Raw genomic sequence first — 24,811 nt, 5'->3', positions numbered from 1 at the left:
GTCGGCGGGTCGGTGCGAGCCCGCCGGGGCGAGCGGAGCGCAGGCCGGGGCGAACGGGTTACGAACCGGTTCCAACCTGCGTCCCTAGAATCCGCGCCGCCCAAAAAAACAATGGAGACATCATGGGACGAGGGATGGAACGCGTGGCCGCCACGCTGGCTTGCGCGCTGGCGCTGGTGGCATGCGGTGGCGGTGGCGGCGGGGGTGGTGGCCCGGGCGGCGGCGGCAGCAGCGGCCTTTCCGTCACCGCGGACAAATCGGCGCTGCAGTTCGTCGGCTTTGCCGCTTCGCTGCCGCGGCCCCAGAGCGTCAACTTCACGCTCGCCAACGCCCCTGCCGGCAGTGAGTACTACGGCCAGATCGTGCCCGATGTGCCCGGTGACTTCCAGGCCAGTTTCACTCCCACCAGCGCAACGACCGCAGTCGTGGCCGTGAGCTGGGTGCGTCCCGAAGCGCTGGCGCGGTCGGGCTCCATCACGTTCCGGCTCTGCAACGACATCAACTGCAGCAAGGTGGCCTGGACGCAGTCCATCCCGTACACGGCCAGCATCTTCAGCATTGCGATGGACCAGCAGGTGTTGAGCGGCCACGAAGGCGTGGCCGGCCAACCGATCAACGTCGCCGTGACGCCGGCCGACGCGAGCAATCAGCTGGCCGTGGCGGCGAGCATGACCAGCGGCGCGGGCTGGCTCTCCGCCACGCACGCCAGCGCGGCGAACCTCGCCATCGGCACCACGGGCGCCAACCTGATCAAGGGCAGCTACCAGGGGCTGGTGCGCGTGTCCATCGCGGGCCAGGCCGATGGGCCGGCCATCCACATTCCCGTCGCGTTCACGGTCGGCGATGGCATCGTGGCGCCGCCGGGAGCGACGGTGGCGCTGGGTTTCACCACCACGGCCGCGTCGACGGCTGCCAGCGCCGCCGTCGGCTTCCGTGGCACGCAGGCGCCTGCCTGGACAGCCAGCAGCGACCAGCCCTGGCTGGTGTTGACGCAGGCCTCGGGCACCGGCGCCGGCTCGGTGACGTACACCGTCGATCCTGGCAAGACGGACGCCATCCCCAACTGGGGGTCGGCCACGGCCCAAGTGAAGATCAGCGCCGTGGGGCTGAGCGACGTGAGCTTTCCGGTCACGCTCAACAAGAAGCTGCCAGAGGTCTACACGGCATCGCCGGGTGTCGTGCGAGAGGGGGCGGCCAGCACCGTGCGCATCACCGGCCGAGGGTTGTCTCAACTGGCTCAGGCCGGTCAGATACGCGTTGGCGCCCTGAACGGCGTGACGGGCAGCATCACCTCGGATACCTCGGCCGTGCTGACGTTGCCGGCCTTGCAGGCCGGCCGGTTGACGGTGGCCGTCGGCAATGCCGTCAACGTGGCGACGTCAACAACGACCGTCGGCGCCGCGGCACCCGGCGCGCTGGCGGCGGCGAGCGTCGCCTCCAGCGGCGAAAAGCGCTCGTCGCTGTTCGATCCCACGCGCAACGCGGTGTTCGCCGTCAACTGGACGCAGAACACGCTGGTGCGCTTCCAGCTCGTCAACGGCCAATGGCAGGTGGCCGGCCTGCCGGTGGCCGGCATCGGCGACATGGCGATGGCCCCCGACCGGCGCACCCTCTTCGTCACGTCGGGCGCGGCCACGCTGCTGGCCGTCGACCCCGACACGATGCAGGTCCGTACCAGCCACACGGCGCCGGCTTCGGCCATCGACAGCTCGCTGTCCACCGGCATGGGCCGCACGCGCGGGCTGCCGGTCACCGCCAACCTGCGGCTCTGGTTCAGCGGCGCCCAATGGAGCTCGCTGCGCTACTTCGACATGCTGAATGGCAGCTTCGGCGTGCTGCAGGCCAACACCATGTTCGGCAACTTCTATTCGCCATCGTTCTATGCCTCGGGAGACGGCACCACGATGCTGGTCGGCCAGGGCTCGCTGTCCCCGCCGCTGCCCGGCTATGTGTACTCAACCGGTACCGACAGCGTCGTCACCACGCCGAACGTGCCGCAGGTCTACCAGATCGCCGTCTACAACGAGGATGGCAGCCGCGTGCTCGTCGACAACGAGACGTTGTACAAGGCGGCTGACTTCACGCTGATCGGCGCGGTGCCCACGCCTTCAGGCATCGGCACCACCGCCGTGCTTTCGCCTGACGGCCGGCGCGTCTATCGCATGGTCACCGCCAACATCAATTCCCTGTTCGTGGACCACATCGACGTCTACGACGCCACCCAAATCAACCCCGGCTCTTCGGAGCTGATCAAGCTGGGCGAGCTGGCCTTGCACGGCCAGGCGGCCGGTTGCGGCAGTGACTCCATGTGCGACCCGGTCGGCTCGTTCATCATCAGCCCGCTGGGCGACACCCTGTTCTGGTTGGGCAACCAGCGGCTGGTGGTGATTCCCATTTCCGGCTTGATGTCCAGCCTGCAATCGGTCAACCCGCGCCTGCGGCCGGCGGCCACGCGCTAACCGTTGCCCAGCAACTCCAGCGCCGCCCGGTAGCCGCGCGACACGCGCAACGTTTCGCCGCAGGCCAGCGTCAGCACCGCCTCGCCGCTGCCCAGGCGCTCGATGCGCTGCACATGCGCCGCGTTGACCGCATGGCTGCGGTGCACGCGCAGGAAGCGCGCCGCCCAGCCGGGGCGGGCGAGCGCGTCGGCCAGCGTGGCGCGTTCCAGGAGCGTGCGCGGCGGCATGTGCAGTTCGATGTAGTTGTCGGCGGCGGAGATCCATTGCACGTCGGCCAGGCGCACACGCTCGCCGTCGACCCACCACTCGCCCACCGGCGCCACCGGCCGCGCCAGTTGCTCGCGCACGCGCGCCAGCGCAGCGGCGAGGCGCTCGGCCGTGTAGGGCTTGAGCAGGTAGTCGAGCGCGGCGAGTTCGAAGGCCTGGAGGGCGTGCTCCGCGTGGGCCGTGGAGAAGACGACGCAGCGCACGCCGGCCGCCCGCAAGGCGGCAGCGAGCTGCACGCCGTTGCCGCCCGGCATCTCAATGTCGAGCAGGGCGAGGTCGGGCGGCGCGGCGAGCGTCTTCACCAGCGCCAGCGCGGCGGGTGCGTCGGGTGCGTCCAGCAACTCGGCAACGTCGGGCTCGGCGGCCAGCAGGCGGCGCAGCCGGGCTCGGGCGGCGGGTTCGTCGTCGACGATCAGGATGCGCATGGCAGGTCCAGCCGCAAGGTCATGCCCGCACCATCCGCGCCGAAGTGCACGTTCGCCGCGCCGCCGTAGCGGGCTTCCAGCCGCTCACGCAAGTTGCGCAGGCCCAGGCCGCCGTCGGGGTCCGGCGGCGCCTCGGGCACGGGGGTGTCGCCGTGGTTGCTGACGCTCAGCCGCAGGCGGTCGCCCTCATGAACGGCAGCGACGACGACCGTCACGCGGCCACGGTGGCGCGCCACGTCATGCTTGACCGCGTTCTCAACCGGCGCCAGCAGCAGCAGCGCCGGCAGCCGGCAGCCCTGCGCGACATCGTCTGCCTCGATCCGCACGACGAGCCGCTCGGGCCCGAAACGCGCCTGCATCAGCGCCAGGAAAGGCTCGACCAGCGCCAGCTCCTCGCGCAGCGTGTGCTCCACGCGCGCCTGCGCCACCAGCGTCTGGCGCAGCAGGTCGGCCAGCTGGCAGAGCAGGCGGTCGGCGCGCGGGACGTCCTCGTACATCACGGAGCTGATGAGGTTCAGCGTGTTGAACAGGAAGTGCGGTTGCACCTGGTCGGCCAGGCGCGCCAGGCGCACCTCGGCCAGCTCACGGCGGGCGCTTTCGGCGGCATGCGCCAGCCACACGCCGCGCGAAATCAGGCAGAAGCTGATGTAGCTGACGGCGTCCTTGCCGCCTTCGAAAACGAGCAGCGTCGGCACGTCGTCGGGGCGGTAGTCCACGCCGACGAGGCCATAGACGAGCAGGCGCAGCCCGAACATGCCAGCGATGTGCAGCACGCTGAACAGGGGCAGGGCCAGTGCATGCGCGGCCAGTTGCTGCGGCCAGGACCACCCGCGCAGACGGCCGACGAGCGCATGGATGCCCAGTGCCAGCACGCCGATGACGAGGACGGAGCTGAACTCCCACAGGAAGGGCTCCCACGGCCGGTTGCCGCCTCCGAGCCGGTAGGCTTCGAGCGCCGATGCGCTGAGCAGCAGGCCGACGACGGTCAGCAGCGCGAGATAGGGCAGGCGCCAGCGGGGCGGCAGGAGGGGCATGGGCGCGAGCGTAGCCGGGCCTCGTTGGCCGGCGCCGCAGTTCGCCCCACGGGGCGTGCCGTTCGCCCCGTCAGCGGCGGGCGCGTGGCCGCTGGTCGCCGGCGCTGCGCTCGCCGCCCTTGACGAGATCGCCTCGGCGGTTGGCGTCCAGGCCCGGCGTGGCGCGCAGATCGGTGTCGACCTGTCCCTGCTTCAGGTCCTTGGCCGCACGCTCGATGTGCGCGTTCGGGCCCAGGCCCTCGCCCGCGGAAGCAGCCTGCTGGTCGCGGTCGTGGGGCAGCGAGGGCCCTTCGGGGCGAGAGGCGTCACCGGGCGTGCGCGGCTGGTCTTTGCTGGATGGCGATGTCATCGGAACCTCCGTCGGTGGTGACAAGCCACTGTCCTCGCCGTTGCGGCGGGCGCGCATCGTCCGGCCGCCCGTCGGGCTGTCGGCGAGCGCCGACAGCCGCAATGCGGGTTTCGTCCTACAACGGGCGCCGTCGGCGTCCGGGGCGCAAACGGGCAGGCGGGGGAGAGCATCTGTTGCATGTCCCAAGCGCTGCCCGCTCCCTTCACGCCTGCCCCGGCGCAATCCGGCACGGCGGTGGGCAATGCGCGTTGGGAAGGCGAAGGTCGGCAGTGGCGGCTGGTGCTGTCCGGAGAATGGCACGATGCCGAACTGCCCGCGCCGCCGGCCGGGATGCCGGTCGCAGAGGGCACACAGGTCGGCTTCGACAGCACGGCTCTCAAGCACTGGCAGCCCGCCTTCGCGGCGGCGTTGTGGCAGGTCCTGGCACCGTTGGCACGCGGTGGCGTGGACCTCGACATGTCCGGTCTGCCGCGCGCGCTGCAGCCGCTGTTGGGCTTGAGCCTGCCGCAGCCCGACGTCGCGCCGCAGGGGCAGAAAGCCGCCGCCGCTGACGAGCCGGTGAGCGAGCCCGAATGGCGCAAGACGCTGGTGTTCGTCGGCGACCTGCTGGCGGCGCTGGGCCGGCTGGCGCGTGGCCGCAGCGCCATGCGCATGAGTGACTGGTTATGGCAGATCGAGCAGACGGGGCCGCGCAGCCTGCCCATCGTGCTGCTGGTGAGCACGCTGGTCGGGCTGATCGTGGCCTACATGGGCGCGGAGCAGCTGCAGCGCTTCGGCGCGCAGAGCTTCATCGCCAACCTGGTGACCATCGGCGTGGTGCGCGAGATTGCGGCGCTGGTGGTCGGCATCGTGCTGGCGGGGCGAGTCGGCGCCGCGTTCGCGGCACAGATCGGCAGCATGCGCGCCGGCGAGGAGATCGACGCGCTGACGACGCTGGGCGTGGACCCGGTGGAGCATCTTGTGCTGCCGCGCATGCTGGCCCTGCTCGTCACCGGCCCGCTGCTGACGCTGTGCGCCGGCGTGGCCGGCCTGGCGGTGGGCGGCGCCGTGGCCGTGGGCCTGTACGACGTGCCGGCGATGGCCTATCTCGCGACAACGCGCGACGCGCTGGCCGGCTGGGACCTGTTCGTCGGCCTGCTCAAGGGCAGCGTCTACGCGGTGCTGGTGGCGCTGGCCGGCTGCCGGCAGGGCCTGAACGCGGGCCGCAGCGCGCAGGCCGTGGGCGAGGCGACAACCGCGGCGGTCGTGCAGGCCATCATCTGGATGGTGGTGGCAGCCTCGCTCCTGACGGTCATCTTTCAGCGGCTGGGCGTCTGATGGCCGAGGTGCTGATGCGCGTGGAAGATCTCAGCCTGCATGCTGGCGGCCGGGAGCTGCAGCGCGGCTTGAACTTCGACGTGCTTGCGGGCGAGGTGCTGGCCATCTGCGGCGCCAGCGGCTGCGGCAAGAGCACGCTGCTGCGCCACATGATCGGCCTGCAGACGCCGCAGAAAGGCCGCGTGACCTGGATGGCCGGCAACCAGCAACGCGACGTGCATGGCGACGACCCGCCGCGCCGCGAGATCGGCGTCGCCTTCCAGGCCGGCGCGCTGTGGAGCAGCATGACGGTGGGCGAGAACCTCATGCTGCCGTTGGAGCTGTACACCGGGCTGGACGAGGCGCAGCGCGAGCGCCAGGCACGCTTCAAGCTGGCGCTGGCCGGCCTGTCCGATGCGGCGGTCTTCGGCGTCGAACCGTCCGCACTGTCGGGTGGCATGAGGAAGCGCGCAGCCATCGCGCGGGCGCTGATGCTGGACCCGCCGCTGCTGTGCCTGGACGAGCCCTCGGCCGGGCTGGACCCGCTGACATCCGCGCGGCTGGACGATCTGATCAAGCGGTTGAAGAACGACCTCGGCACCGGCATCGTGCTGGTCACGCATGAACTGGACAGCCTGTTCGCGGTGGCCGACCGTGTGCTGTTCCTCGACGTGGACGCGCATACCGCGACGGCGCTCGGCCCCCCGGCAGAGCTGCGCGACCAGGGGCCCGCGCCGGTGCGCGAGTTCCTGACGCGCGGCCAGGCGAACACCGAGATCGACACGAGGAAGAAGAACACCGAAATGGAGGCCGCATGAAGCGCCGCCGCGCCAGCCCCTTCGCCATTGGCGCCTTTGTCGTCGGCGCGCTGGCCGTGCTGACCGTGGCCCTCATCGCGCTGCCGGGCCAGAACTGGTTCAAGCGTCCCGAGCGCGTCGTCATGTTCTTCTCGGGCTCGGTGTTCGGCCTGCAGAAGGGGGCGCCGGTCGTGTTCCGCGGCGTGCGCATCGGCGACGTCACCGACATCACGGTCCACTACGACAGCAAGGCCGACAGTTTCGCCATCCCGGTCATTGCCGCGCTGGACGCCGACGCCGTGCGCGGCCTGGACGGCCGCATGGGCAACGACGACATCGGCCATGCACTGCCGACACTGATCAAGCGCGGCCTGACCGCGCAGCTCGGCACACAAAGCCTGTTGACCGGCCAGCTCTATGTGGACCTGGACTTCCGCACCAAGCCGCGCGGCAAGGTGCATGGCGGCTACCAGGGCGACGCGACCGAGATCCCGACCAGCGCCACCGCCTTCCAGGCGCTGAAGGACCAGCTCGAAAGTGTGGACCTGCGCAAGATCGTCGACGACCTCAGCCAGATCGCGAATTCGGCCCGCCAGCTGATCGCCGCGCCGGAGCTGAAGCAGGGCCTGAAGGACTTTGCCGCCACGGCCGGCCATGCACGCAAGCTGGCGGCGCAGCTGGACCGCCGCGCCACACCGCTGACCCAGGGCGCCGAGCGCGCGATGGCCAGCGTGGACCGTGCCGGTGACAAGGTAGCCAGCGCTGCCGACAAGCTGGGCACCGGCGCCGACCGCGCCGGTGAGCTGCTCGACCCGAAAGGCCCGGTCGTTCGCGACCTGCAGCGCGCGATCAGCGAACTGGCGCGCGCCAGCGCCTCGCTGCACGAAGCCGCCGACAGCGACGGCCCGCTGCTGCAGCAGACCGAACGCACGATGCGCGAACTGTCACAGGCGGCGCGCGCGCTGCGCCAGCTGGCCACCTCGCTGGAAGCGCAGCCCGAGGCGCTGCTGCGCGGCCGCAAACCCGATCCGGCGCCTGCCGGGGAGCCCGCACGATGAAGCCGAACGACATGACCCTGCAGCGTCGCGACGTGATGCTCATGCTCGCCGCCACAGCCCTGACCGGATGCGCCACGCGCGACACGCCACCGCGCCGGCTCTACGCACTGACCGGCACGCCGCCATTGCCGCCCGACGCCAAGCCCGGCAAGGACGGCCGCGCCTGGGTGCTGAGCTCGCACATCGCAATGCCCGAGCTGCTCGACCGCGACCAGATCCTGGTTGCCGAAGGCAGCGCCGGCCTGGCGCCCTGGCCCGAGGCGCGCTGGGCCGAACCGCTGCGCGATGCGTTGCCGCGCGTGCTGGCCGAGGATCTGTGGCGGCTGCGCCAGCCCTACCCGGTCACGCTGGGCAAAGGCACACCGCCAGGCGACGGCGCGGAGTCGCTGCGCTTGGTGGTGCAGGTGGACGAATGGCTGGCACGCCCCGACGGCGCAGGCCTGAAGCTCGTCCTGCGCGCCCGCTGGCGCTGGGCGCCGCTGCATGCGCCGGCCGGCACGGCGCTGCCGGCGGAAGGCAGCACCACGCTAGAGGTCGCCTGCGCCCATCAGGCCGACGCGCTGGCCGACGCTCATCGCCGCAGCGTCCTGGCGCTGGCCGCGCGCATCGTGGCGGCCAGCTGAGGGCGGGCGAGCCAGAGGGTGGCAGTGGCTGCGACGGCCTCAAGCCGGTCGGAGCCACCCGTCCTGGTCAGCTCAGGGCTGCGCCGTCAGCCTTGCCGCAAACGCCTTGTGCACCGCCAGCAGCGCGGTGGCGCGGCCGGTCTGCACCTGGATCAGCGCATCCTGCGCCGTCAGGCGTTCCTGTTCGGCGGTGAGCAGCGAATAGAAGTCGGCCACGCCGGCTTCATAGCGCCTCAAGGCCAGGTCGCGGGCGCGCAGCGTGGCATCGGCCGCAGTGGCCTGGAAGCTCGCCTGCTGCTCGACTTCACGCAGCGTCGACAGGCTGCCCTGCGCGTCCTGAAGCGCCACCAGCTGCGCCTGCTCGGCACCGGCCACAGCCACGTCGAAGCCGGCGCGGGCGGCACTTTCCTCGGCACGGCGGGCGCCGAAGTCCAGGAAGTTCCAGTTCAGCGCGGCGGCCAGGCTGTGGATCTGCGTGCCGCTCTTGAACAGGTCACCGGCCTTGCCGGCACTCCAGCCGATCTGGCCCGTCAGGCCCAGGCTGGGCCAGCGCGCAGCCCAGGCGACGTTGGCGCGTGACGCGGCCGCCTGGGCGCGCACGGCGGCGGCCTTCACGTCGGGCCGTTGCGCCAACAGCGCTGCCGGGTCGGGCAGCGTGCCAAGGCTGACGAGGCGCGGCTCCGGCATGCCGGGCAGCGGGTCGCTGTCGGCCTTGTCGCAATCGGCAGGTGGCTGGCCGCGCAGCACGTCGAGCTGCAGGCGGGTGAGGCAGGCCGCGTTGCGCAGCGCGGGCACGCTGGCCGAGGTCTGGGCGACAAGAGCTTCGGCGCGCGCCTGGTCCAGCGCGGTGCCGCGGCCGGCACCGACGCGCGCCTTCACCAGGTCGAGCAGCTGGTTCTGCACCACCAGCGTCTCCTTGGCGAGCTTGAGGCGGTGGCCGAGGCCGATCAGTTGGGCCTGCAGGTTGAGCGCGGCGCCGGCCAGGCTGAGCTGGGCGGCGTCGCGGTCGAGCGCGGCGCCCTGCGCCTCATAACCTGCCGCCTGAGCGGTCGACAAGGCGCGGCCCCAGAGGTCGAGCTCCCAGCCGGCCGTGGCGTTGACGCCGTAGCTGCTGAAGGTGTTGAAGACGCCCTGGTCGTTTGGCGCACGCTGGCGGCTGGCGCTCGCGTTGGCGCCGACGGACGGCAGGCGGCGGGCACCGGAGGCATCGGCCAGCGCCTCGGCCTGGCGCAGGCGCGCGGCGGCGGCACGCAGGTCGCGGTTGTTGGCCAGTACTTCATCGACGACGCGCTGGAGTTGCGCGCTGTCGACGAAGGCGGCGGTCATCGTCGCCGCGCCCGGGTTGGCGGAGGGCAACTGCGTGAAGCTTGCTGGAGCCAGGTTTTGCGGCCCTTGGGACAGGCCCGGTGCTGCACAACCGGCGAGCACGGCGGCCGCAGCGAGAAGGGTGAGGCGGGCTTTCATTTCAGTGGCCCTTCGGGTTCGTGGGTTCATCGTCGATGCCCGGGTGGAAGGCATGGGCCGAGGCTTCGATCTGCGCCTTCAGTTCGCGAGCACGGGCGCGGCGCTTCTCGGTGCCCTTGCGCAGCAGGCTGTAAAACACCGGCGTCAGGAAGATGCCGAAGAAGGTCACGCCCAGCATGCCGGCGAACACGGCGATGCCCATTGCGCGGCGCATCTCGCTGCCGGCGCCGCTGCCGAGGATCAGCGGCAGCACGCCCGCGCAGAAGGCGATGGAGGTCATCAGGATGGGGCGCAGCCGCAGGCGGCAGGCCTCGATGACGGCGTCGGTGACCGACTTGCCGCGCTCCTCCAGCTCCTTGGCGAACTCCACGATCAGGATGGCGTTCTTGCACGCCAGGCCGACCAGCACGACCAGCGCCACCTGCGTGAAGATGTTCAGGTCCCCCGCCTGGCCGAACGGCGGGAAATGCGAGATCCACACGCCGAACAGCGCCGACAGGATGCACATCGGCACGATCAGGATGATGGCCAGCGGCAGGCTCCAGCTCTCGTACTGCGCGGCCAGCACCAGCACCACCAGCACGACCGAGAACAGCAGCACGGCCGCCAGCGTCGGGATCTTCAGCGTCGTGCCGGGCACGGCGACGTCGCGGGTCAGGCGGTCCTGGTAGCTGAGGTCGGTGAACTCGTAGCCGAAGCCGCGTGGCAGCGTCTTCAGGACCTGCTCGATCTCCGCCTCGGCCTGGCCCGACGAGAAGCCGGGGTTGGGCGCGCCGTTGATGTCGGCCGACGGGAAGCCGTTGTAGCGCGTCACGCGGGTGGGGCCGAAGGTGGGCTCGACCGTCATGAGCGAGCCCAGCGGCACCATCTCGCCGGCACCGTTGCGCGTCTTGAGCTGCGTGATGTCTTCGGCCTTGGCGCGGAAGGGGGCGTCGGCCTGCACGATGACCTGGTAGGTCTTGCCGAACTTGGTGAAGTCGTTGACGTAGAGCGAGCCGAGGTTGATCTGCAGCGTGTCGTAGATGGACGCGAGCGGCACGCCGATCTGCTTGGCCTTGGTGCGGTCGACGTTGGCGAACAGCTGGGGCACGTTGATGTCGTAGTTGGAATACGGCGTGCCGATTGACGTGTTCTGGTTGGCATAGACCTGGCCCAGCGTGCCCCAGACGGCACCGTACAAGGCTTGCTCGCCCTGGCTGCTGCGGTCCTGCACCTGGATCTTGAAGCCGCCCGCGATGCCCAGGCCGTCCACCGGTGGCGGCGGCACGACGAACATGCGCGCGCCCTGGATTTGCTGGATGGCGCCGTTGACCTGGCCGAGGATGGCTTCCTTGCTCAGGTCGCGCGAGGTGCGCTTCTCGAAATCGGCCAGGCCGAAGAAGACGATGCCCTCGTTCGGCGCGGCCGAGAAGCCGGCACCCGACAGGCCGGGGAAGGCCACCGAGTCGACGATGCCGGGCACCTTCAGCGCGATGGCGCTCATCTGGCGGATGACTTCCTCGGTGCGGTCCAGGCTGGCGCCGGCGGGCAGCTGCGCGATGCCGATCAGGTACTGCTTGTCCGGCGCGGGCACGAAGCCGCTGGGAATGCGAGAGAACACCAGCGCGGTGGCGCCGAGCAGCAGCGCATAGACGACCAGCGCTGCGGACTTGCGCTTCAGGATGCCCGTGACGCCACGGCCATAGGCCTCTGAGCGGCGGTGGAAGAAGCGGTTGAACCAGTGGAAGAAGCGGCCGAACACCTTGTCCATGCCGCGCATCAGCGCGTCCTTGGGCGCGTCATGCGGGCGCAGCAGGATGGCGGCGAGCGCGGGCGAGAGCGTCAGCGAGTTGAAGGCCGAGATCACCGTGGAGATGGCGATGGTGACGGCGAACTGCTTGTAGAACTGGCCCGACAGGCCGGGCACCAGCGTGAGCGGGATGAACACCGCGCACAGCACCAGCGCGATGGCGATGATGGGGCCCGAGACCTCCTGCATCGCCTTGATCGTCGCGGCGCGCGGCGTGAGGCCGTCCTGGATGTTGCGCTCGACGTTCTCGACCACCACGATTGCGTCGTCCACGACGATGCCGATGGCGAGAACCAAGCCGAACAGCGTCAGCGTGTTGATGGAGAAGCCCAGCAGCAGCAGCACCGAGAACGTGCCGACGATGGACACCGGCACGGCCACCAGCGGAATGATGGACGCGCGCCAGGTCTGCAGGAAGATGATGACGACGAGCACGACCAGGCCGACGGCCTCGAACAGCGTGCTGACCACCTTGCTGATGGACGTCTGCACGAAGCGCGTGGGGTCGTAGACGATGGCGTAGTCCACGCCCGCGGGGAAGCTGGGCTTGAGGCGCTCCATCGTCTCGCGCACGTTCTCCGAGATGGCCAGCGCGTTCGAGCCGGGCGCCTGGAAGATGGCGATGGCCGCCGCTTCCTTGTTGTTCAGCAGGCTGCGCAGTGCATACGTGTTGGCGCTGATCTCGACGCGGCCCACGTCACGCAGGCGCACCATGGCGCCGGTGGCGGGCTCGGCGCGCACGATGATGTTGGCGAACTCCTCCTCGGTGGTGAGGCGGCCCTGGGTGTTGATGGCGAGTTCGAACTCCGTGCCCTTCGGCGAAGGCGACGCGCCGACGACGCCGGCCGCGACCTGCGAGTTCTGCTCGCGGATGGCGCCGACAATTTCGCCGGCCGTCAGGTTGCGGGCGGCGAGCTTCTGCGGGTCCAGCCAGATGCGCATGGCGTAGTCGCCGGCACCGAAGGTCTGCACCGAACCCATGCCGGGCACGCGCAGCAGGTCATCGCGCACGTTCAGCGAGCCGTAGTTGCGCAGGTAGAGCGCGTCGCGCGAGTTGTCCGGGCTGACCAGGTGGACCACCATGGTCAGGTTGGGGCTGCTCTTCTCGGTCGTCACGCCGATCGTGCGCACGATGTCGGGCAGGCGCGGCAACGCACGGTTGATGCGGTTCTGCACCGCCGTCTCGGCGGCTTCGGGGTTGGTGCCGATCTTGAACGTGACCGTCAGGCTCATGCCGCCGTCGCCGGTGGCCTGGCTGTCGAAATACAGCACGTTCTCCAGGCCGTTGATCTGCTCCTCCAGCGGCGCGGCCACCGTCTCGGAGATCACGCGCGGGTTGGCGCCGGGGTACTGGGCGCGCACCACGACCTGCGGCGGCGCGACCTCGGGGTACTCGGAGATTGGCAGCAGTGGGATGGCCAGCGCGCCGATCAGGAAGATGAAGAGGGACAACACGGTCGCGAAGCGCGGCCGGTCGATGAAGAAGCGTGAGATGTCCATGGGGGGTGCCGCCTTTGCTTACTTCGAGGCGGCGGGAGCCGGGGCCGCGGGAGCAGCCGGAGCAGCCGGGATGGGCATGCCCTTGTCGTCCACCTTCAACACCTGCGGCGTGACCGGCGCACCCGGCATGGCGCGCTGAATGCCGTCGACGATGACGAGCTCGCCGGGCTTGATCCCGTCCACGACACGCATGCCGTCGAACAGAGCACCGGGCTTGACCGGGCGCGGTTGCACGATGTTGTTGGCGCCGACGATGAAAACGACCTTGCGGGTCTGGTCGGTGTTGATGGCACGGTCGGGCACGACGACGCCGGTGTAGCTGGCGCTGCCGCCCAGCTTGAGGCGGGCATACAGGCCGGGCGTGAACTCGCCGCCCTTGTTGTCGAACACGGCGCGGGCGCGGATGGACGCGGTGGCCGGGTTCAGGCGGTTGTCCACAAAGTCCAGCTTGCCGGTGTGCGGGTAGCCCTGCTCATTGGACAGGCCCATCTGCACGATGACGTCGGCCGGCTTGGCGGCGCGCATGTACTTGAGATAAGCCGCCTCGCTGGCGTCAAAGTAGGCATGGACGCGATCGCTGGAGACGATGGTCGTGAGCACCGCATCGCCTTGGCCGACGAGGTTGCCCGGCGTCACATTGGCGCGCGAGGTGCGGCCGCTGACCGGCGCCGTCACGTTGGCGAACTCGACGTTGAGGCGGGCCTGCACGAGGGCGGCCTCGGCGCCTTTCTGGTTCGCCTCGGCGCTGCGCAGTGACGAGCGGAGCTGGTCGATCTCCTGCTGGCTGACGGCGTTGACACTGACCAGCTTCTCGGAGCGACCCAGGTCGGTGCGCGCCAGGTCGGCCTGCGTCTTCAGCGCGGCGATCTGCGCCTCGGCGCGCGCCACTTCAGCGCGGAAGGCGCGCGTGTCGATGGTGAACAGCGGGTCGCCCTTGCGGACGAACTGACCTTCCTTGAAACGCACGGCCTCCACGGTGCCGGCGACGCGCGAGCGCACTTCGACGGTGTCGGGCGCTTCCAGGCGCGCGGTGAATTCGTCGAATTCCTGGATCTGGCGCTGCGTGGCGGGCGCCACCGATACCGGCGGCGGGCCGCCTGCACCACCGTGGGCGCCAGCGCCGTCCTGCTTCTGGCCGCAGGCGACGAGCAGGAGGGCTAGGAGGGGGGTCAGGGTCAGCGCCAGGCTGGTCTTTTTCATGGGGGGCTCCGAGTGCAAGCGCGCGACTGTAAGCACATCGCCGTAACACTGTTACCCCTCAACCTAAAGACCGTCCAGGCTGCTGACATTCCTTGTCAACAGTCGGGAAGTGTGAACAAAAGGAAAAGCCGCCCACGGGCGGCTTCTCTGGTCCGGCAAAGCCGGCAAGGGCTGATCAATGGACGCCGTGCATCCACTTCTTCATCAGCGGCGTCATGGCCATCAACACCAAGCCGGCGGCGATGGGGATGATGGTGAAGATCAGGAAGAACGTGGACATCGAGTAAGTCGACGAGATCTGGTCGATGTAGGAACCGGTGGAGCCGGCGATCTTGTTGGCAATGGCGGAGTTCAGGAACCAGACACCGAACATCAGCCCCAGCAATCGAGCCGGCGCCAATTTGGAGATGTAGCTCAGGCCGACCGGCGACAGGCAGAGTTCGCCCATGGTGTGGAAGAGGTAGGCCAGCGTGAGGAACATCATGCTGACCTGGGCCGTCTTGGCGCCTGCCGGAATACCGGCCGAACCGTAGGACAGCACGGCGAAGCCGAGGCCCAGCAGCACCAGGCCGACGCCGAACTTGACCGGGCCCGACGGATTCCACTTCTCCTCCCACAGCTTGGAGAACATCGGCGCCAGCACGACGATGAAGAAGCTGTTCAGCACGCCGAACCAGGTGGCCGGCACTTCGGTCTGGTCCATGCCGAACTCGCGGCCCAGCATCCACAGGCACAGGCCCCAGATGATGGCAAACGCAACGGCCAGCGACAGGTTGGCCATCGCATACTGGCCCGCAGTGGAGCGGTAGAGCTTGAACAGCAGCCACGACAGGATGGCAGCCGGCACCAGCGTCATCGCCGTGTTGATGATCTTGAAGATCAGGCCGCTGGTGCCTGTCAGCGTGCGGTCGGTGTAATCGGCCGCGAAGATGGTCATGGACCCGCCCGCCTGCTCGAATGCGAACCAGAAGAAGATCGTGAAGAAGGAGAACACGAAGATCGCCTTCAGACGGTCCGCCACGACCTGCTTGGGCGTGTCGTCCAGCGCCTCACGCGCGCTCTTGGCGGCGGCGTCAATCTTGTCGCCGACGGCACCGAACAGGCCCTGGCTGAGCCAGAACTGGATGGCGCCCAGGATCATGAAGAGGCCGGCCAGGCCGAAGCCGAGGTTCCAGGACACCTTCTCGCCGATGTAGCCGCACAGCGAGATGCCGAAGAAGGCGCCTGCGTTCACGCCCATGTAGAACAGCGTGTAGCCGCCGTCACGGGCGCCCTCGTTGTCCTTGCCGTAGAGCTGGCCGACGATGGCCGAGATGTTGGGCTTGAACAGGCCGGTGCCGATGACGATCAGACCCAGGCCGATGTAGAAGGTCGTCGTCGTCTCCATGAACAGGGCGATGTGGCCCGCCGCGATGACGAAGCCACCCAGCAGAACCGAGCGCCGCGTGCCCAGCAAGCGGTCGGCGATGTAGCCGCCCAGGATGGGCGTCAGGTAGACGAACAGCGTGTACCAGCCGTACAGGCTCAGCGCCTGTTCGCGGCTCCAGCCCCAGCCGCCCTTGCTGGCCTCCGTGATCAGGAACAGCACGAGCAGCGCCCGCATGCCGTAGTAGGAGAAGCGCTCCCACATCTCCGTGAAGAAGAGGACGAAGAGCTGGTTGGGTTGGCCGAGGATGGCCGCTGCGCGCCCGGGCGCCGGGGTGGTGGAGGTTGTCACGTCTGGTGTTCCAAGTGAACTCGGGAGGCGCGGGCTGTAACCCGCTGGAAAGGGCGGAATTGTCCGGTCGGCAGTGGACAAATCGCCGGCAGGAGACCCAGGGATTGCCCGCACTAGATGAAGCAGAAGCTGGCGGCGCCCGCAGCTGCGTGGCTCAACGCGCGCCGCGTGACGCAGGCAAAAGTTGCGGCTCGCGCAGCATTCCGGCAAGCAGGCCAGGGCCCAGGCGCCCGACGTAATGCCAAGCGGTTCCCTTGTAGCTGGCCATGCTGGAACCCTGGTCCGGCCAGCGGGTGCCGGGCAGCGTCTGCCGCCACAACTCCTGGCCCGTTGTGGCTGCGCCAATGAATAGCATCAGCAGTACCGCAACACGCCAGCGAGCTGGCAGCTTTGACTCGCTCAGCACCTGGGCGATGCACAGCATCAACAGGGTCAATGGCGCGATGCCCGCCCGCATGACAAGGTCGTTGGATCCCCCAAAACGCACCAGCGGGAGCAGCACCAACAGTCCGCAGGCGGCCCAGAATACCCAACCCCTGCGGCCTGGCCCGGCAAGAAGCAATACAGTTGCGAGCAGACCCCATTCCAACAGTTGGAAGCACGCGAGCTGGTACCAGTTCGCCTTGACAGCGAGCACGTCAACAATCTCGCGCCTCTCGATCGGCAACAAATCTTTGACAATGCCAAAGCTGACGAAGATGGCCAGCAAGGCCAGCAGCGGCATCACCGCCAGGGTTCCAGGTCGCAACAACTCGTGCAGCCAGCGTTGCATGGGCTGATGCTGCAAGGTGGCCAGGGTGAGCAAGGGCACCAAACCCACACAGGCCAGTGGCGACCACAGCGCTGCAGCGCCGAGCAGCAGTGCCGCCGGGGCGAGCGCCAGGCCGTCTTCTCGATGGCGCCAGATCAGCGCCGCCCCCAGCCAGGCAGGCAGCGCGTGATTGGGAACCCAATAGAGCAGCGTTGTCTGAGACGAGTACTGCAGCCCCGGCAGCCACCATTCGAGGTGCTCGCCCGGCTTGGGCGAACGCATCTGCTCCAGGAGGAATCCAAGAATGTCCATGCCACTGAACAGCAGCATCAAAGCCAACAGTCCGGCGAGGGCGGAAGGGTGTCGCTTGGGCCACGACTGGATGATGAGCGCCAGAAACAGCAGCGTTCCCAACGCCGTCCACACGCCTTGAAAAACGCGCGCCGTCTCAACGCCCCCAAGCCACGCGCCTAGCCCGGCAGGGATGAGGTAATAGCCCATCGAAAAGCGAAGTACCGCCTCGCCGCCAACCATCTCGCCATAACTCACCGGCCACGCGCCGACCGTCAGATCGCGCAGCACCACCATGCGAAGGCTCCAGTCTTCGGACAGCGGCAGGCGGCCCAGCAGACCACTGCTGCCGACCCACAGTAGCGTGACGGCACCGAGCGCGAGCCAAAGCGCCGGGCCGAGCGCCCGTTCTCCTCGCCGTGAGCGTGTCACCACCGCGTGGCTACTGACCGCAAGCAGTCCGGTGAAAAGGAGTGCGATTGGCCAGTGCCACCAGCCCCATAAGAACAAGAGCATCGGCGCAAGCAAATAGCCTAGCGCCGTCAGCTCCATCCGGTCTAGCTGGCGTGGATCTGAATCCGCACTCAAGGCGTCTGGCACGCCGTATCTTGAGCGCCCACCTCGCGGCAGAAAGAGACATGACTGATACGGCGGCGAGCCATGAGGCTACCGGCACCGCTTGGCCTGCTTGTAAAGAAGAGCCTTGGAATCATCTGCAGAAATGATACGCAGACGTAGTTGCCATCACGGCGCTGCGGCGCGCGCGTTGCGGCCGCCGGCGACCATCAGCGGGTCGCGCTCAGGCAGGATGTAGACGAGGCTGGGGCCCTTGCCCAGCGTCGGCAGCACGACCTCGTCGAAGAAGGCAGGGTCGACGACGACGCAGCCTAGCGTGATGCGGTGGTCTTGAGCGTTGGCCGAGGCCAGGCGCTCCTCGCGGCGCTGGACCGCTGAGACCGGGCGCAGGCGATGGATGGCGAGGTTGCTGTCGTAGTTGAACCAGACCACCCGCTCGCCGCTCAGGTTGCGACCGGGCACCGCCTCGAAGCGGCCGGCCGGCGTGACGCGCTCGTGCGATTGAAGGTCGCTTGGCGCCTTGCCGCGCGCGCTGGCCGGTTCAATGTCGCCGGGCGTCAGGCCCAGCAAGGCGGCGGTGCGGCCAACCAGGCGGCCATCGGCGGCGTAGACCGACAGCATCGCCTGACGCTTGTCGACGATGGCGAAAGGCCGGCTATCGCGGGCGTCATGCGCCACTGGCCGCGCTGCAACCTCCGCGGCCGCAGGCGCCATTGAGATGACGCCCCAAGTTGTAACGATGCCCGTGATGCCGACCCTGACCCGGCTTGCCCAACTGCTGCCCACTCGATGCCCCGCTGTACTTGGGTGGCGCGACCTCGCACCAGCCCGACGGGCAGTCTAAAAAAGCAGGCGCTCGGCGCACAGCCGAGGACTTCACGGTTTTGCGTTGTTACTTTTTCCTGTAGACGCTTGCGCCAAATATTGCGTGGCGGCTGCGGCAGGGAAGAAAGCGGTCAGCGGCTGACGCTCGGGCAGCACATAGACGATGCCGCGCCCCTGCCCGATATGGGGCCAGACGGTTTCATCGAAGAAGGCGACCGGCACGTTGATGCAGCCCCAGCTGATGCGGTTGTCCTTGGCCGTGGGCGTGGCCAGGCGCTCCAGCCGGCGCTCCTTTGGGTTGGTGGCGCGTACGCGGTGCATGGAGACGGCGGCGTCGTAGTCGACCCAGACGACGTCGTGCCCGAGCGAATTGCGCCCGGGTGAGGACTCGAAGCGCCCGGCCGGCGTGGTGCGTTCGTGCGGTTTGACGTCCTCGATGGCCTTGTCGCCGACGCCGGCCACGGTCTCGTCGCCCGCCGCGTAGCCCAGCAGGACCGGGCTGGTACCGATCAGCTGGCCGCTCGGGGCGAAGACATAGACCTGGGCGCGCCGTTTGTCGACGATGCCGAAGGGGCGCGCGCCGTTGTCGGCCTCGCGAACTGCCCACGCGGCCACCTGGGCGACGTCGCTGGGAGCCTTGACACTGCCGAAGTCAAGTCGGCGCTCAGCGGCAGGCGAAGCGGGTGCAGCGCCGGGAGATGCGGCGACGACGGCCGGGTGCGCAGTGGATGCAGGTGCGGCTCCGCGCTGGACGCGGGAACCAGAAAAGGCGTAGAGAAGGCCCAGGACGACGGCGGCAACCGCCGCGCCCTGGCCCAGGCCGACGAGGATGTCACGCCGCCTGGCGGCAGCGGCGTGATCCTCGGGGGGCGATCCGAAACGCATGGTCAGTGACGGAAACGCTCAGCCTTGAAAACCGCTCAGTTGCGGTCGGCGCGGGGAGCCGGCTCGTAGCTGGTGCTGGCGTCGGTCGACGGTGTGATCGACGTGCTGTTGTCAACCGTGCTGCTCGTGCTGGCCGTGTTGTTCAGCGGCGCCTGCGTCGCTTGCGTGGCCTGCGAATTGGCATCGCTGGATGGTGCGTTATCGACCGGCGGCGGGTTTGTGGCAGCGTTCTGTTGCGACATTGCGGCAGAGTTGTCGGTCAGCGGCACGGCGTTCGGGTCAGCGGGCGTCTGCTCGCTGGGCATGGCGCCTGCAGCCGTCGTCGAATTGGTCTGCGGCGACTGCTCTTCAGTCTGCGCCCAGGCGAAACTGATGCCGGTCACGAGGGCAGCGGCGGTCAGGGAAGTGGTAAGGGTCTTGATGGTGGACATGTGGAACTCCTTTAAAAAAGCGGGGACCGGTATCTCCACCGGCTGGAACCCACTCTAAGTTCCTGACTATCCAGGGGGCGTCGGCCCGTCGCCCAAGCCCCTGTAGGACCTTCCCCACCTCCGAAATGACTCGTTACGCCCTACTCACAGTAGCGTTAGGTTTCTAACCCTCGGCAATACAAAGCCTCGCCTTCAGAGCGCGAAGTCGTAGTCGATGGTCAACGGCGCGTGGTCGCTGAAGTGCTCACCCGTGTAGATGGCTTCCGTCCTGGCCAGTGCGGCGATACCGGGCGTGGCCAGGTGGTAGTCGAGCCGCCACCCCACGTTGTTGGCGCGTGCGGCGCCACGCGCGCTCCACCAGGTGTACTGCTCGGCCTTGCCGTTCAACGTGCGGAAAACGTCGACAAGGCCGCCGCCTTCCGTCAGATCGAACAGCCGCGTCAGCCAGGCGCGCTCTTCAGGCAGGAAGCCGCTGTTCTTCTGGTTGCCCCGCCAGTTCTTGAGGTCGATTTCCTTGTGGGCGATGTTGACGTCGGCCACAAGGATGAACTCGCGCTCGGCCTTCAGCGCCATCAAATGGGGGTACATCGCGGCCAGAAAGCGGTACTTGACCTGCTGGCGCTCCTCGCCGCTGGTACCGCTGGGGAAGTAGACGCTGATGAGGCTAAGCTTGCGGCCGGGCTTGTCGAAGCGCTTCTCCACCCAGCGCCCCTCGCTGTCGAATTCCGCAATCCCTAAGCCGGTAATGACATGACTCGGCACCTCCTTCGTGTACAGGCCAACGCCGGAATAGCCCTTCTTCTCGGCGTAGTGGAAATGGCCCTCGAGCCTGTCGCAACTGCGGAACTTCGCCTCCACGACATCCGCCTGCGCCTTGAGCTCCTGCACCCCGACAGCGTCGGCCTGCTGGCGGTCTAGCCACTCGAAAAACCCCTTGCTGGCGGCGGAGCGGACGCCGTTGAGGTTGGCGGTGATGAAGCGCATGGAGGAATCGGCCGGGAGCTGGGTTTCTTCAGTATCGCAGTGCAGCAAACGCACAACAGCGCCGCGCGCCGTCATCACGAAACGGTCATGTGATCTTTACTATTTCGTAGCAATCAGAGGCATCACAAGTGCCCGTTCTGCCCGTCCCGCTCGTCTACTCCGCCAAACCCGAGGATTTCCCATGCCGTATCACCGCATTTCGCCGACGCTGCTTGCTCTAGCGCTTGGCGTGGCCTTTCCGATGCAGGCCGCCGTCGCGCAGACCGCCGCCGAGCCCGAGGCCAAGAAGGACGTGAACCAGCTGCAGGCCGTCATCGTCACCGGCAGCCGGCGTGCCGAGAACCTGAAGGAAGTGCCGCAGTCCATCTCGGCCATCAAGTCCGAGGAACTGGACACCTACAACGCCAGCGGCCAAGACATCCGTGCCTTATCTGGCAAGGTGCCCAGCCTGAACATCGAATCCGACTACGGCCGCACCTTCCCGCGCTTCTACGTGCGCGGCTTCGGCAATACCGACTTCGACATGAACGCGTCCCAGCCGGTGGGCCTCGTCTATGACGACGTCGTGCAGGAAAGCATTGCGCTCAAGGGATTCCCGGTGTTCGACATGGAGCAGGTCGAACTGCTGCGCGGCCCCCAGGGCACGCTGTTCGGTCGCAACTCGCCGGCGGGCGTCATGAAGTTCGACTCGGTCAAGCCGGGCAAGCGCTTCGAAGGCTATGCCAACCTCGGCATCGGACGCTGGAACTCGGTCAACCTGGAAGCTGCCGTCAACGTGCCGCTGAGTGACGACTGGCAGATGCGCGTGGCCGGCATCGTGCAGCGCCAGGACAACCGCGTGCACAACCCCATCGCCGCGACAGCCGGCGCGACGGCCGACCTCGAGGGCTACAACGACAAGGCGCTGCGCGTGCAGGCCGCCTACAAGAACGGCGGCTTCTCCGGCCTGTTCAAGGTCCAGGCCCGTGACTTCAAGGGCACCGCGACGACCTTCCGCGCCAACATCATCAAGAAGGGCACGAACGACTTCGTCGACGGCTACGACGACGCGTTCTACCCGACCGACGGCTACAACTCGCAGACGCTCAAGTCCAGCGAAGTCAGTGCCCGTCTGCGCTGGGACTTCGACGGTGTGTCGCTGTACTCCATCACTGCCCACGACCGCGCCAAGTTCTACAGCCGCGGCGACGTGGACGGCGGCTTCGGCGCACCGTATGCCCCGCCGTCCGGCCCGAACTACGGCGGCCAGCTCGCCAACATCCCGTTCGACGCGCAAACCGCCGACGGCATCCCCACGCTGCGCCAGACGACGCAGGAGTTCCGCCTGCAGTCCAACACCAGCGCGCCGCTTCAGTGGATCGCCGGCCTGTACTACTTCAACGAGAAGCTGCAGGTGGACAGCTTCAATTTCGACACCTTCGCCGCCGGCGACCCGCAGAACGGCTACGCCGTGCAGAACCAGAACGCCAAATCCTGGGCCGCGTTCGGCAACCTGAATTACGCCGTCACGCCGGACTTCAAGGTTCGCGGCGGCATCCGCTACACCGACGACAAAAAGGACTTCACCGCGTCGCGCACGCAGACGCCGTTCGGCGGCAACAACGTCGGCCCGCTGACGACCAACCCCAAGTCGACGAACTGGAGCTGGGACCTCGGCGCCAACTACAACCTCAACAAGGCAGTCACCGTGTTCGCACGCGTCGCCACCGGCTACCGCGCGCCGTCCATCCAGGGCCGCGTGCTCTTCGGTGACACGATCTCCGTGGCCAACCCCGAGAAAGTGCTCTCGGTCGAGGCCGGCTTCAAGGCCGACCTGCTCGACAACACCGCCCGCGTCAGCGCCACGGTGTTCAAGTACCGCGTCAAGGACATGCAGCTCACCGCCGGCAGCGGCAGCGTGAACCAGAACCGCCTGATCAACGCGGCCAAGGCCGAAGGCCAGGGCTTCGAGATCGATGCGCAGGCCATCATCGCGCGTGACTGGCGCACCACCCTCGGCTTCTCCTACAACGACACCGAGATCAAGGACCCCAACCTGTTTGCCGCCCCCTGCGGCGCGGCCTGCACGGTGCTCGACCCGGCAGGCGCGCTGCCCGGCACCGTCAGCATCAACGGCAACCCGCTGCCGCGCGCGCCGAAGGTGGTCTGGAACTGGACGCTGAAGTACAGCACCGAGATCGGCAACGGCGAACTGACCGTGCTGACCGACTGGGCCTTCAAGGACAAGTACAACATGTTCCTGTACGAGGCCGTCGAATACCGCGCGAAGTCCGCGCTGGAAGGCGGCCTGCGCGTGGGCTACGGCTGGGCCAATGGCAAGTACGAAGTCGCCGCTTTCTCGCGCAACATCACCAACCACCGCCAGGTCGTCGCCGCGATCGACTTCAACAACCTGACCGGCATCGTCAACGAGCCGCGCAGCTACGGGGTGCAATTTAAAGCCTCGTTCTAGCCCCGGCCATCTCTCGCATTTCGGGCCGAGCGCCGGGCCGCTCCCAAGCCGGCCCGCGATGGCGATGTGCTTGCGGCTCAATGCCGGAAGCATCGCCGTCCCCACGGGGGACCGACCAGGCACGCCCGCGTTCAGCGGCGCGTGACTGGGCGAGGGGCTCCATGTAAACCATCACAGGCCCGGCCCGTTCTAGGGGTCGGGCCTCATTTTTTGACCCATAGAATCTTTGTCACATGTCGTCCGCCGTCGATTCGCTCGCCCAGTCCTTTGTCGCCTTTGCCGTCCAGGCCGGCGTGCTGCGTTTCGGCGAGTTCAAGACGAAGGCCGGCCGGCTCAGCCCTTACTTTTTCAACGCCGGTCTGTTCGACGACGGCGCCAAGCTCGGCCGCCTGGCCGGCTTCTACGCCGAGCGCCTGATCGCATCGGGTCAATCGGGGCTTCAGTTCGACATGATCTTCGGCCCGGCCTACAAAGGCATCACGCTCGCGGCGGCTGTGTCCATGGAGTTGGCGCGACGCGGCCACAACGTGCCGTTCGCCTACAACCGCAAGGAAGCCAAGGACCACGGCGAAGGCGGCACCCTGGTCGGCGCGCCAGTCCGGGGCCGGGTGCTCATCATCGACGACGTCATCTCCGCCGGCACCTCGGTGCGCGAGTCCATCCAGATGATCGAAGCCGCCGGTGCCAAGCCTTGCGGCGTGTCCATCGCGCTGGACCGCCAGGAGAAGGCGGCAGAAGGTGGCGTCGACAGCGCGCAGTCCGCCGTGCAGCAGGTCCAGCAGCGCTACGGCCTGCCGGTCGTTGCCATCGCTGGCCTCGCCGACCTGCTGGCCTATCTGGATGGCGCGCCTGAGCTGGCCGCCCACCGCCCCGCCGTGCTGGCCTATCGCGAGCGATACGGAGTCTGAACCAGCGATGCGCAAGCTGACCGTCGCTGCTGCGGCCCTGCTGACCGCTCTGTCCGCTTCTGCCGCCAAGGCCCAGGACGCGGCTGCGGGCAAGGGCATCTACACCTGCACGACGGCCGATGGCCGACGCCTGACCAGCGACCGCCCCATCCCGGAATGCACGTCGCGCGAGCAGCGTGTGCTGAACGCCGACGGCTCACAGCGAACGACGCTGCCGCCCTTCCTCAGCCCGGAAGAGCGTGCCGCCAAGGATGCCGCCGACCGCCGCGCCGCTGCCGACCGCCTTGCCCAGCTGGACGCCATCCGCCGCGATCGCACGCTGATGCAGCGTTACCCGACGGAAGCGGCCCACCAGCGCGCGCGCAACACCGCGCTGGACGACGCCAACAAGGCCATGCGCATCTCCGAGCGCCGCATCAAGGACCTCGGGCAGGAACGCAAGCCGCTCACCGACGAGGCCGAGTTCTACAAGGGCCGGCCGCTGCCGGGCAAGCTCAAGCAGACTCTGGATGCCAACGACGCCGGTGTCGAGGCGCAGCAGCAGCTCATCGAGAACCAGAAGGCCGAGATCGTGCGCATCAACGCCCGCTTCGACGCCGAGCTGGCGCGGCTGCGCAAACTTTGGGGCGGCGCGACACCGGGCTCCATGCCGCCGCTGAACGATCTGCCCAAGTCGGCACCGCCGACGACGCCCAAGCGCTGAAGCCGCGTTGCGGCTTCAGGAAAACCC

20 protein-coding genes are annotated in these 24,811 nt (G+C 68.2%); 8 read left to right on the top strand and 12 right to left on the bottom strand.

Translation table 11 applies throughout. The annotated features are described in order from the left end of the window. The first annotated feature begins 122 nt into the window (after positions 1-122). Complete coding sequence (locus AC0IZJ_RS18145) at positions 123-2,459, top strand: hypothetical protein (protein ID WP_471852593.1); 2,337 nt, start codon at positions 123-125, stop codon at positions 2,457-2,459. On the opposite strand, the gene AC0IZJ_RS18140 is transcribed toward AC0IZJ_RS18145, so the two are convergent. The 3 genes from AC0IZJ_RS18140 to AC0IZJ_RS18130 form a co-directional block, all read right to left on the bottom strand. After that, the gene (locus AC0IZJ_RS18140; RefSeq protein ID WP_471852591.1) at positions 2,456-3,151 is read right to left on the bottom strand and encodes a LytR/AlgR family response regulator transcription factor; all 696 of its coding nucleotides are present in this window, start codon (positions 3,149-3,151) and stop codon (positions 2,456-2,458) included. The genes AC0IZJ_RS18145 and AC0IZJ_RS18140 overlap by 4 nt on opposite strands. Continuing rightward, positions 3,139-4,185, bottom strand: coding sequence for a sensor histidine kinase (locus tag AC0IZJ_RS18135; protein WP_471852588.1), 1,047 nt, complete (start codon positions 4,183-4,185; stop codon positions 3,139-3,141). The genes AC0IZJ_RS18140 and AC0IZJ_RS18135 overlap by 13 nt, the downstream gene beginning before the upstream one ends. A 70-nt stretch (positions 4,186-4,255) precedes the next feature. Further along, the gene (locus tag AC0IZJ_RS18130) at positions 4,256-4,534 is read right to left on the bottom strand and encodes a hypothetical protein (protein WP_471852586.1); all 279 of its coding nucleotides are present in this window, start codon (positions 4,532-4,534) and stop codon (positions 4,256-4,258) included. Positions 4,535-4,711: 177 nt separating this feature from the next. Between AC0IZJ_RS18130 and AC0IZJ_RS18125 the strand changes: the two genes are divergently transcribed. From AC0IZJ_RS18125 to AC0IZJ_RS18110, 4 genes are read left to right on the top strand one after another with little or no spacing between them, the layout of a single operon-like run. Further along, positions 4,712-5,851, top strand: a complete 1,140-nt coding sequence (locus tag AC0IZJ_RS18125) for an MlaE family ABC transporter permease (protein ID WP_471852584.1) — start codon at positions 4,712-4,714, stop codon at positions 5,849-5,851. Then, a complete protein-coding gene (locus AC0IZJ_RS18120; RefSeq protein ID WP_471852582.1) occupies positions 5,851-6,648 on the top strand; it encodes an ABC transporter ATP-binding protein in 798 nt (265 codons plus the stop codon). Before AC0IZJ_RS18125 ends, AC0IZJ_RS18120 begins: the two co-directional genes overlap by 1 nt. Beyond that, on the top strand, positions 6,645-7,685 hold the full coding sequence (locus tag AC0IZJ_RS18115; RefSeq protein ID WP_471852580.1) for an MlaD family protein: 1,041 nt from the start codon (positions 6,645-6,647) through the stop codon (positions 7,683-7,685). The genes AC0IZJ_RS18120 and AC0IZJ_RS18115 overlap by 4 nt, the downstream gene beginning before the upstream one ends. Further along, positions 7,682-8,308 carry a PqiC family protein gene (locus AC0IZJ_RS18110; protein WP_471852578.1) on the top strand — a complete coding sequence of 209 codons (627 nt, stop codon included), beginning with the start codon at positions 7,682-7,684 and terminating at the stop codon, positions 8,306-8,308. Before AC0IZJ_RS18115 ends, AC0IZJ_RS18110 begins: the two co-directional genes overlap by 4 nt. Before the next feature lie 72 nt (positions 8,309-8,380). On the opposite strand, the gene AC0IZJ_RS18105 is transcribed toward AC0IZJ_RS18110, so the two are convergent. The 9 genes from AC0IZJ_RS18105 to AC0IZJ_RS18065 form a co-directional block, all read right to left on the bottom strand. Next, positions 8,381-9,772 (bottom strand): efflux transporter outer membrane subunit, encoded by a 1,392-nt coding sequence (locus AC0IZJ_RS18105; RefSeq protein ID WP_471852576.1) that lies wholly within the window; start codon positions 9,770-9,772, stop codon positions 8,381-8,383. A 1-nt stretch (position 9,773) separates the two neighbouring features. After that, entirely contained in the window at positions 9,774-13,061 is a 3,288-nt protein-coding gene (locus tag AC0IZJ_RS18100; protein WP_471852573.1) for an efflux RND transporter permease subunit, read from the bottom strand. Positions 13,062-13,079: 18 nt separating this feature from the next. After that, positions 13,080-14,261, bottom strand: a complete 1,182-nt coding sequence (locus AC0IZJ_RS18095; RefSeq protein WP_471852570.1) for an efflux RND transporter periplasmic adaptor subunit — start codon at positions 14,259-14,261, stop codon at positions 13,080-13,082. Between the two features lie 175 nt (positions 14,262-14,436). After that, entirely contained in the window at positions 14,437-15,978 is a 1,542-nt protein-coding gene (locus AC0IZJ_RS18090; RefSeq protein ID WP_471852567.1) for a peptide MFS transporter, read from the bottom strand. Between the two features lie 154 nt (positions 15,979-16,132). After that, complete coding sequence (locus tag AC0IZJ_RS18085) at positions 16,133-17,572, bottom strand: hypothetical protein (RefSeq protein ID WP_471852564.1); 1,440 nt, start codon at positions 17,570-17,572, stop codon at positions 16,133-16,135. 192 nt (positions 17,573-17,764) lie between these two features. Beyond that, on the bottom strand, positions 17,765-18,274 hold the full coding sequence (locus AC0IZJ_RS18080) for a L,D-transpeptidase (protein ID WP_471852561.1): 510 nt from the start codon (positions 18,272-18,274) through the stop codon (positions 17,765-17,767). Positions 18,275-18,472: 198 nt separating this feature from the next. Then, entirely contained in the window at positions 18,473-19,306 is an 834-nt protein-coding gene (locus AC0IZJ_RS18075) for a hypothetical protein (RefSeq protein WP_471852558.1), read from the bottom strand. Positions 19,307-19,341: 35 nt separating this feature from the next. Beyond that, entirely contained in the window at positions 19,342-19,737 is a 396-nt protein-coding gene (locus AC0IZJ_RS18070; protein ID WP_471852556.1) for a hypothetical protein, read from the bottom strand. A gap of 192 nt (positions 19,738-19,929) precedes the next feature. Then, positions 19,930-20,721 (bottom strand): exodeoxyribonuclease III, encoded by a 792-nt coding sequence (locus tag AC0IZJ_RS18065; protein WP_471852554.1) that lies wholly within the window; start codon positions 20,719-20,721, stop codon positions 19,930-19,932. Between the two features lie 181 nt (positions 20,722-20,902). Between AC0IZJ_RS18065 and AC0IZJ_RS18060 the strand changes: the two genes are divergently transcribed. The 3 genes from AC0IZJ_RS18060 to AC0IZJ_RS18050 all read left to right on the top strand — a co-directional run bounded on the left by AC0IZJ_RS18060 (position 20,903) and on the right by AC0IZJ_RS18050 (position 24,784). After that, complete coding sequence (locus tag AC0IZJ_RS18060) at positions 20,903-23,173, top strand: TonB-dependent receptor (RefSeq protein ID WP_471852551.1); 2,271 nt, start codon at positions 20,903-20,905, stop codon at positions 23,171-23,173. Between the two features lie 233 nt (positions 23,174-23,406). Further along, a complete protein-coding gene (pyrE, locus tag AC0IZJ_RS18055; RefSeq protein ID WP_471852549.1) occupies positions 23,407-24,081 on the top strand; it encodes an orotate phosphoribosyltransferase in 675 nt (224 codons plus the stop codon). 7 nt (positions 24,082-24,088) lie between these two features. Then, on the top strand, positions 24,089-24,784 hold the full coding sequence (locus tag AC0IZJ_RS18050; protein WP_471852546.1) for a hypothetical protein: 696 nt from the start codon (positions 24,089-24,091) through the stop codon (positions 24,782-24,784). The last annotated feature ends 27 nt before the right edge of the window (positions 24,785-24,811 follow it).

This window comes from Roseateles sp. AC306 (assembly GCF_979253795.1).
Note: the sequence above shows the minus strand (reverse complement) of the source record. Positions and strands in the feature narration are given on the sequence as shown.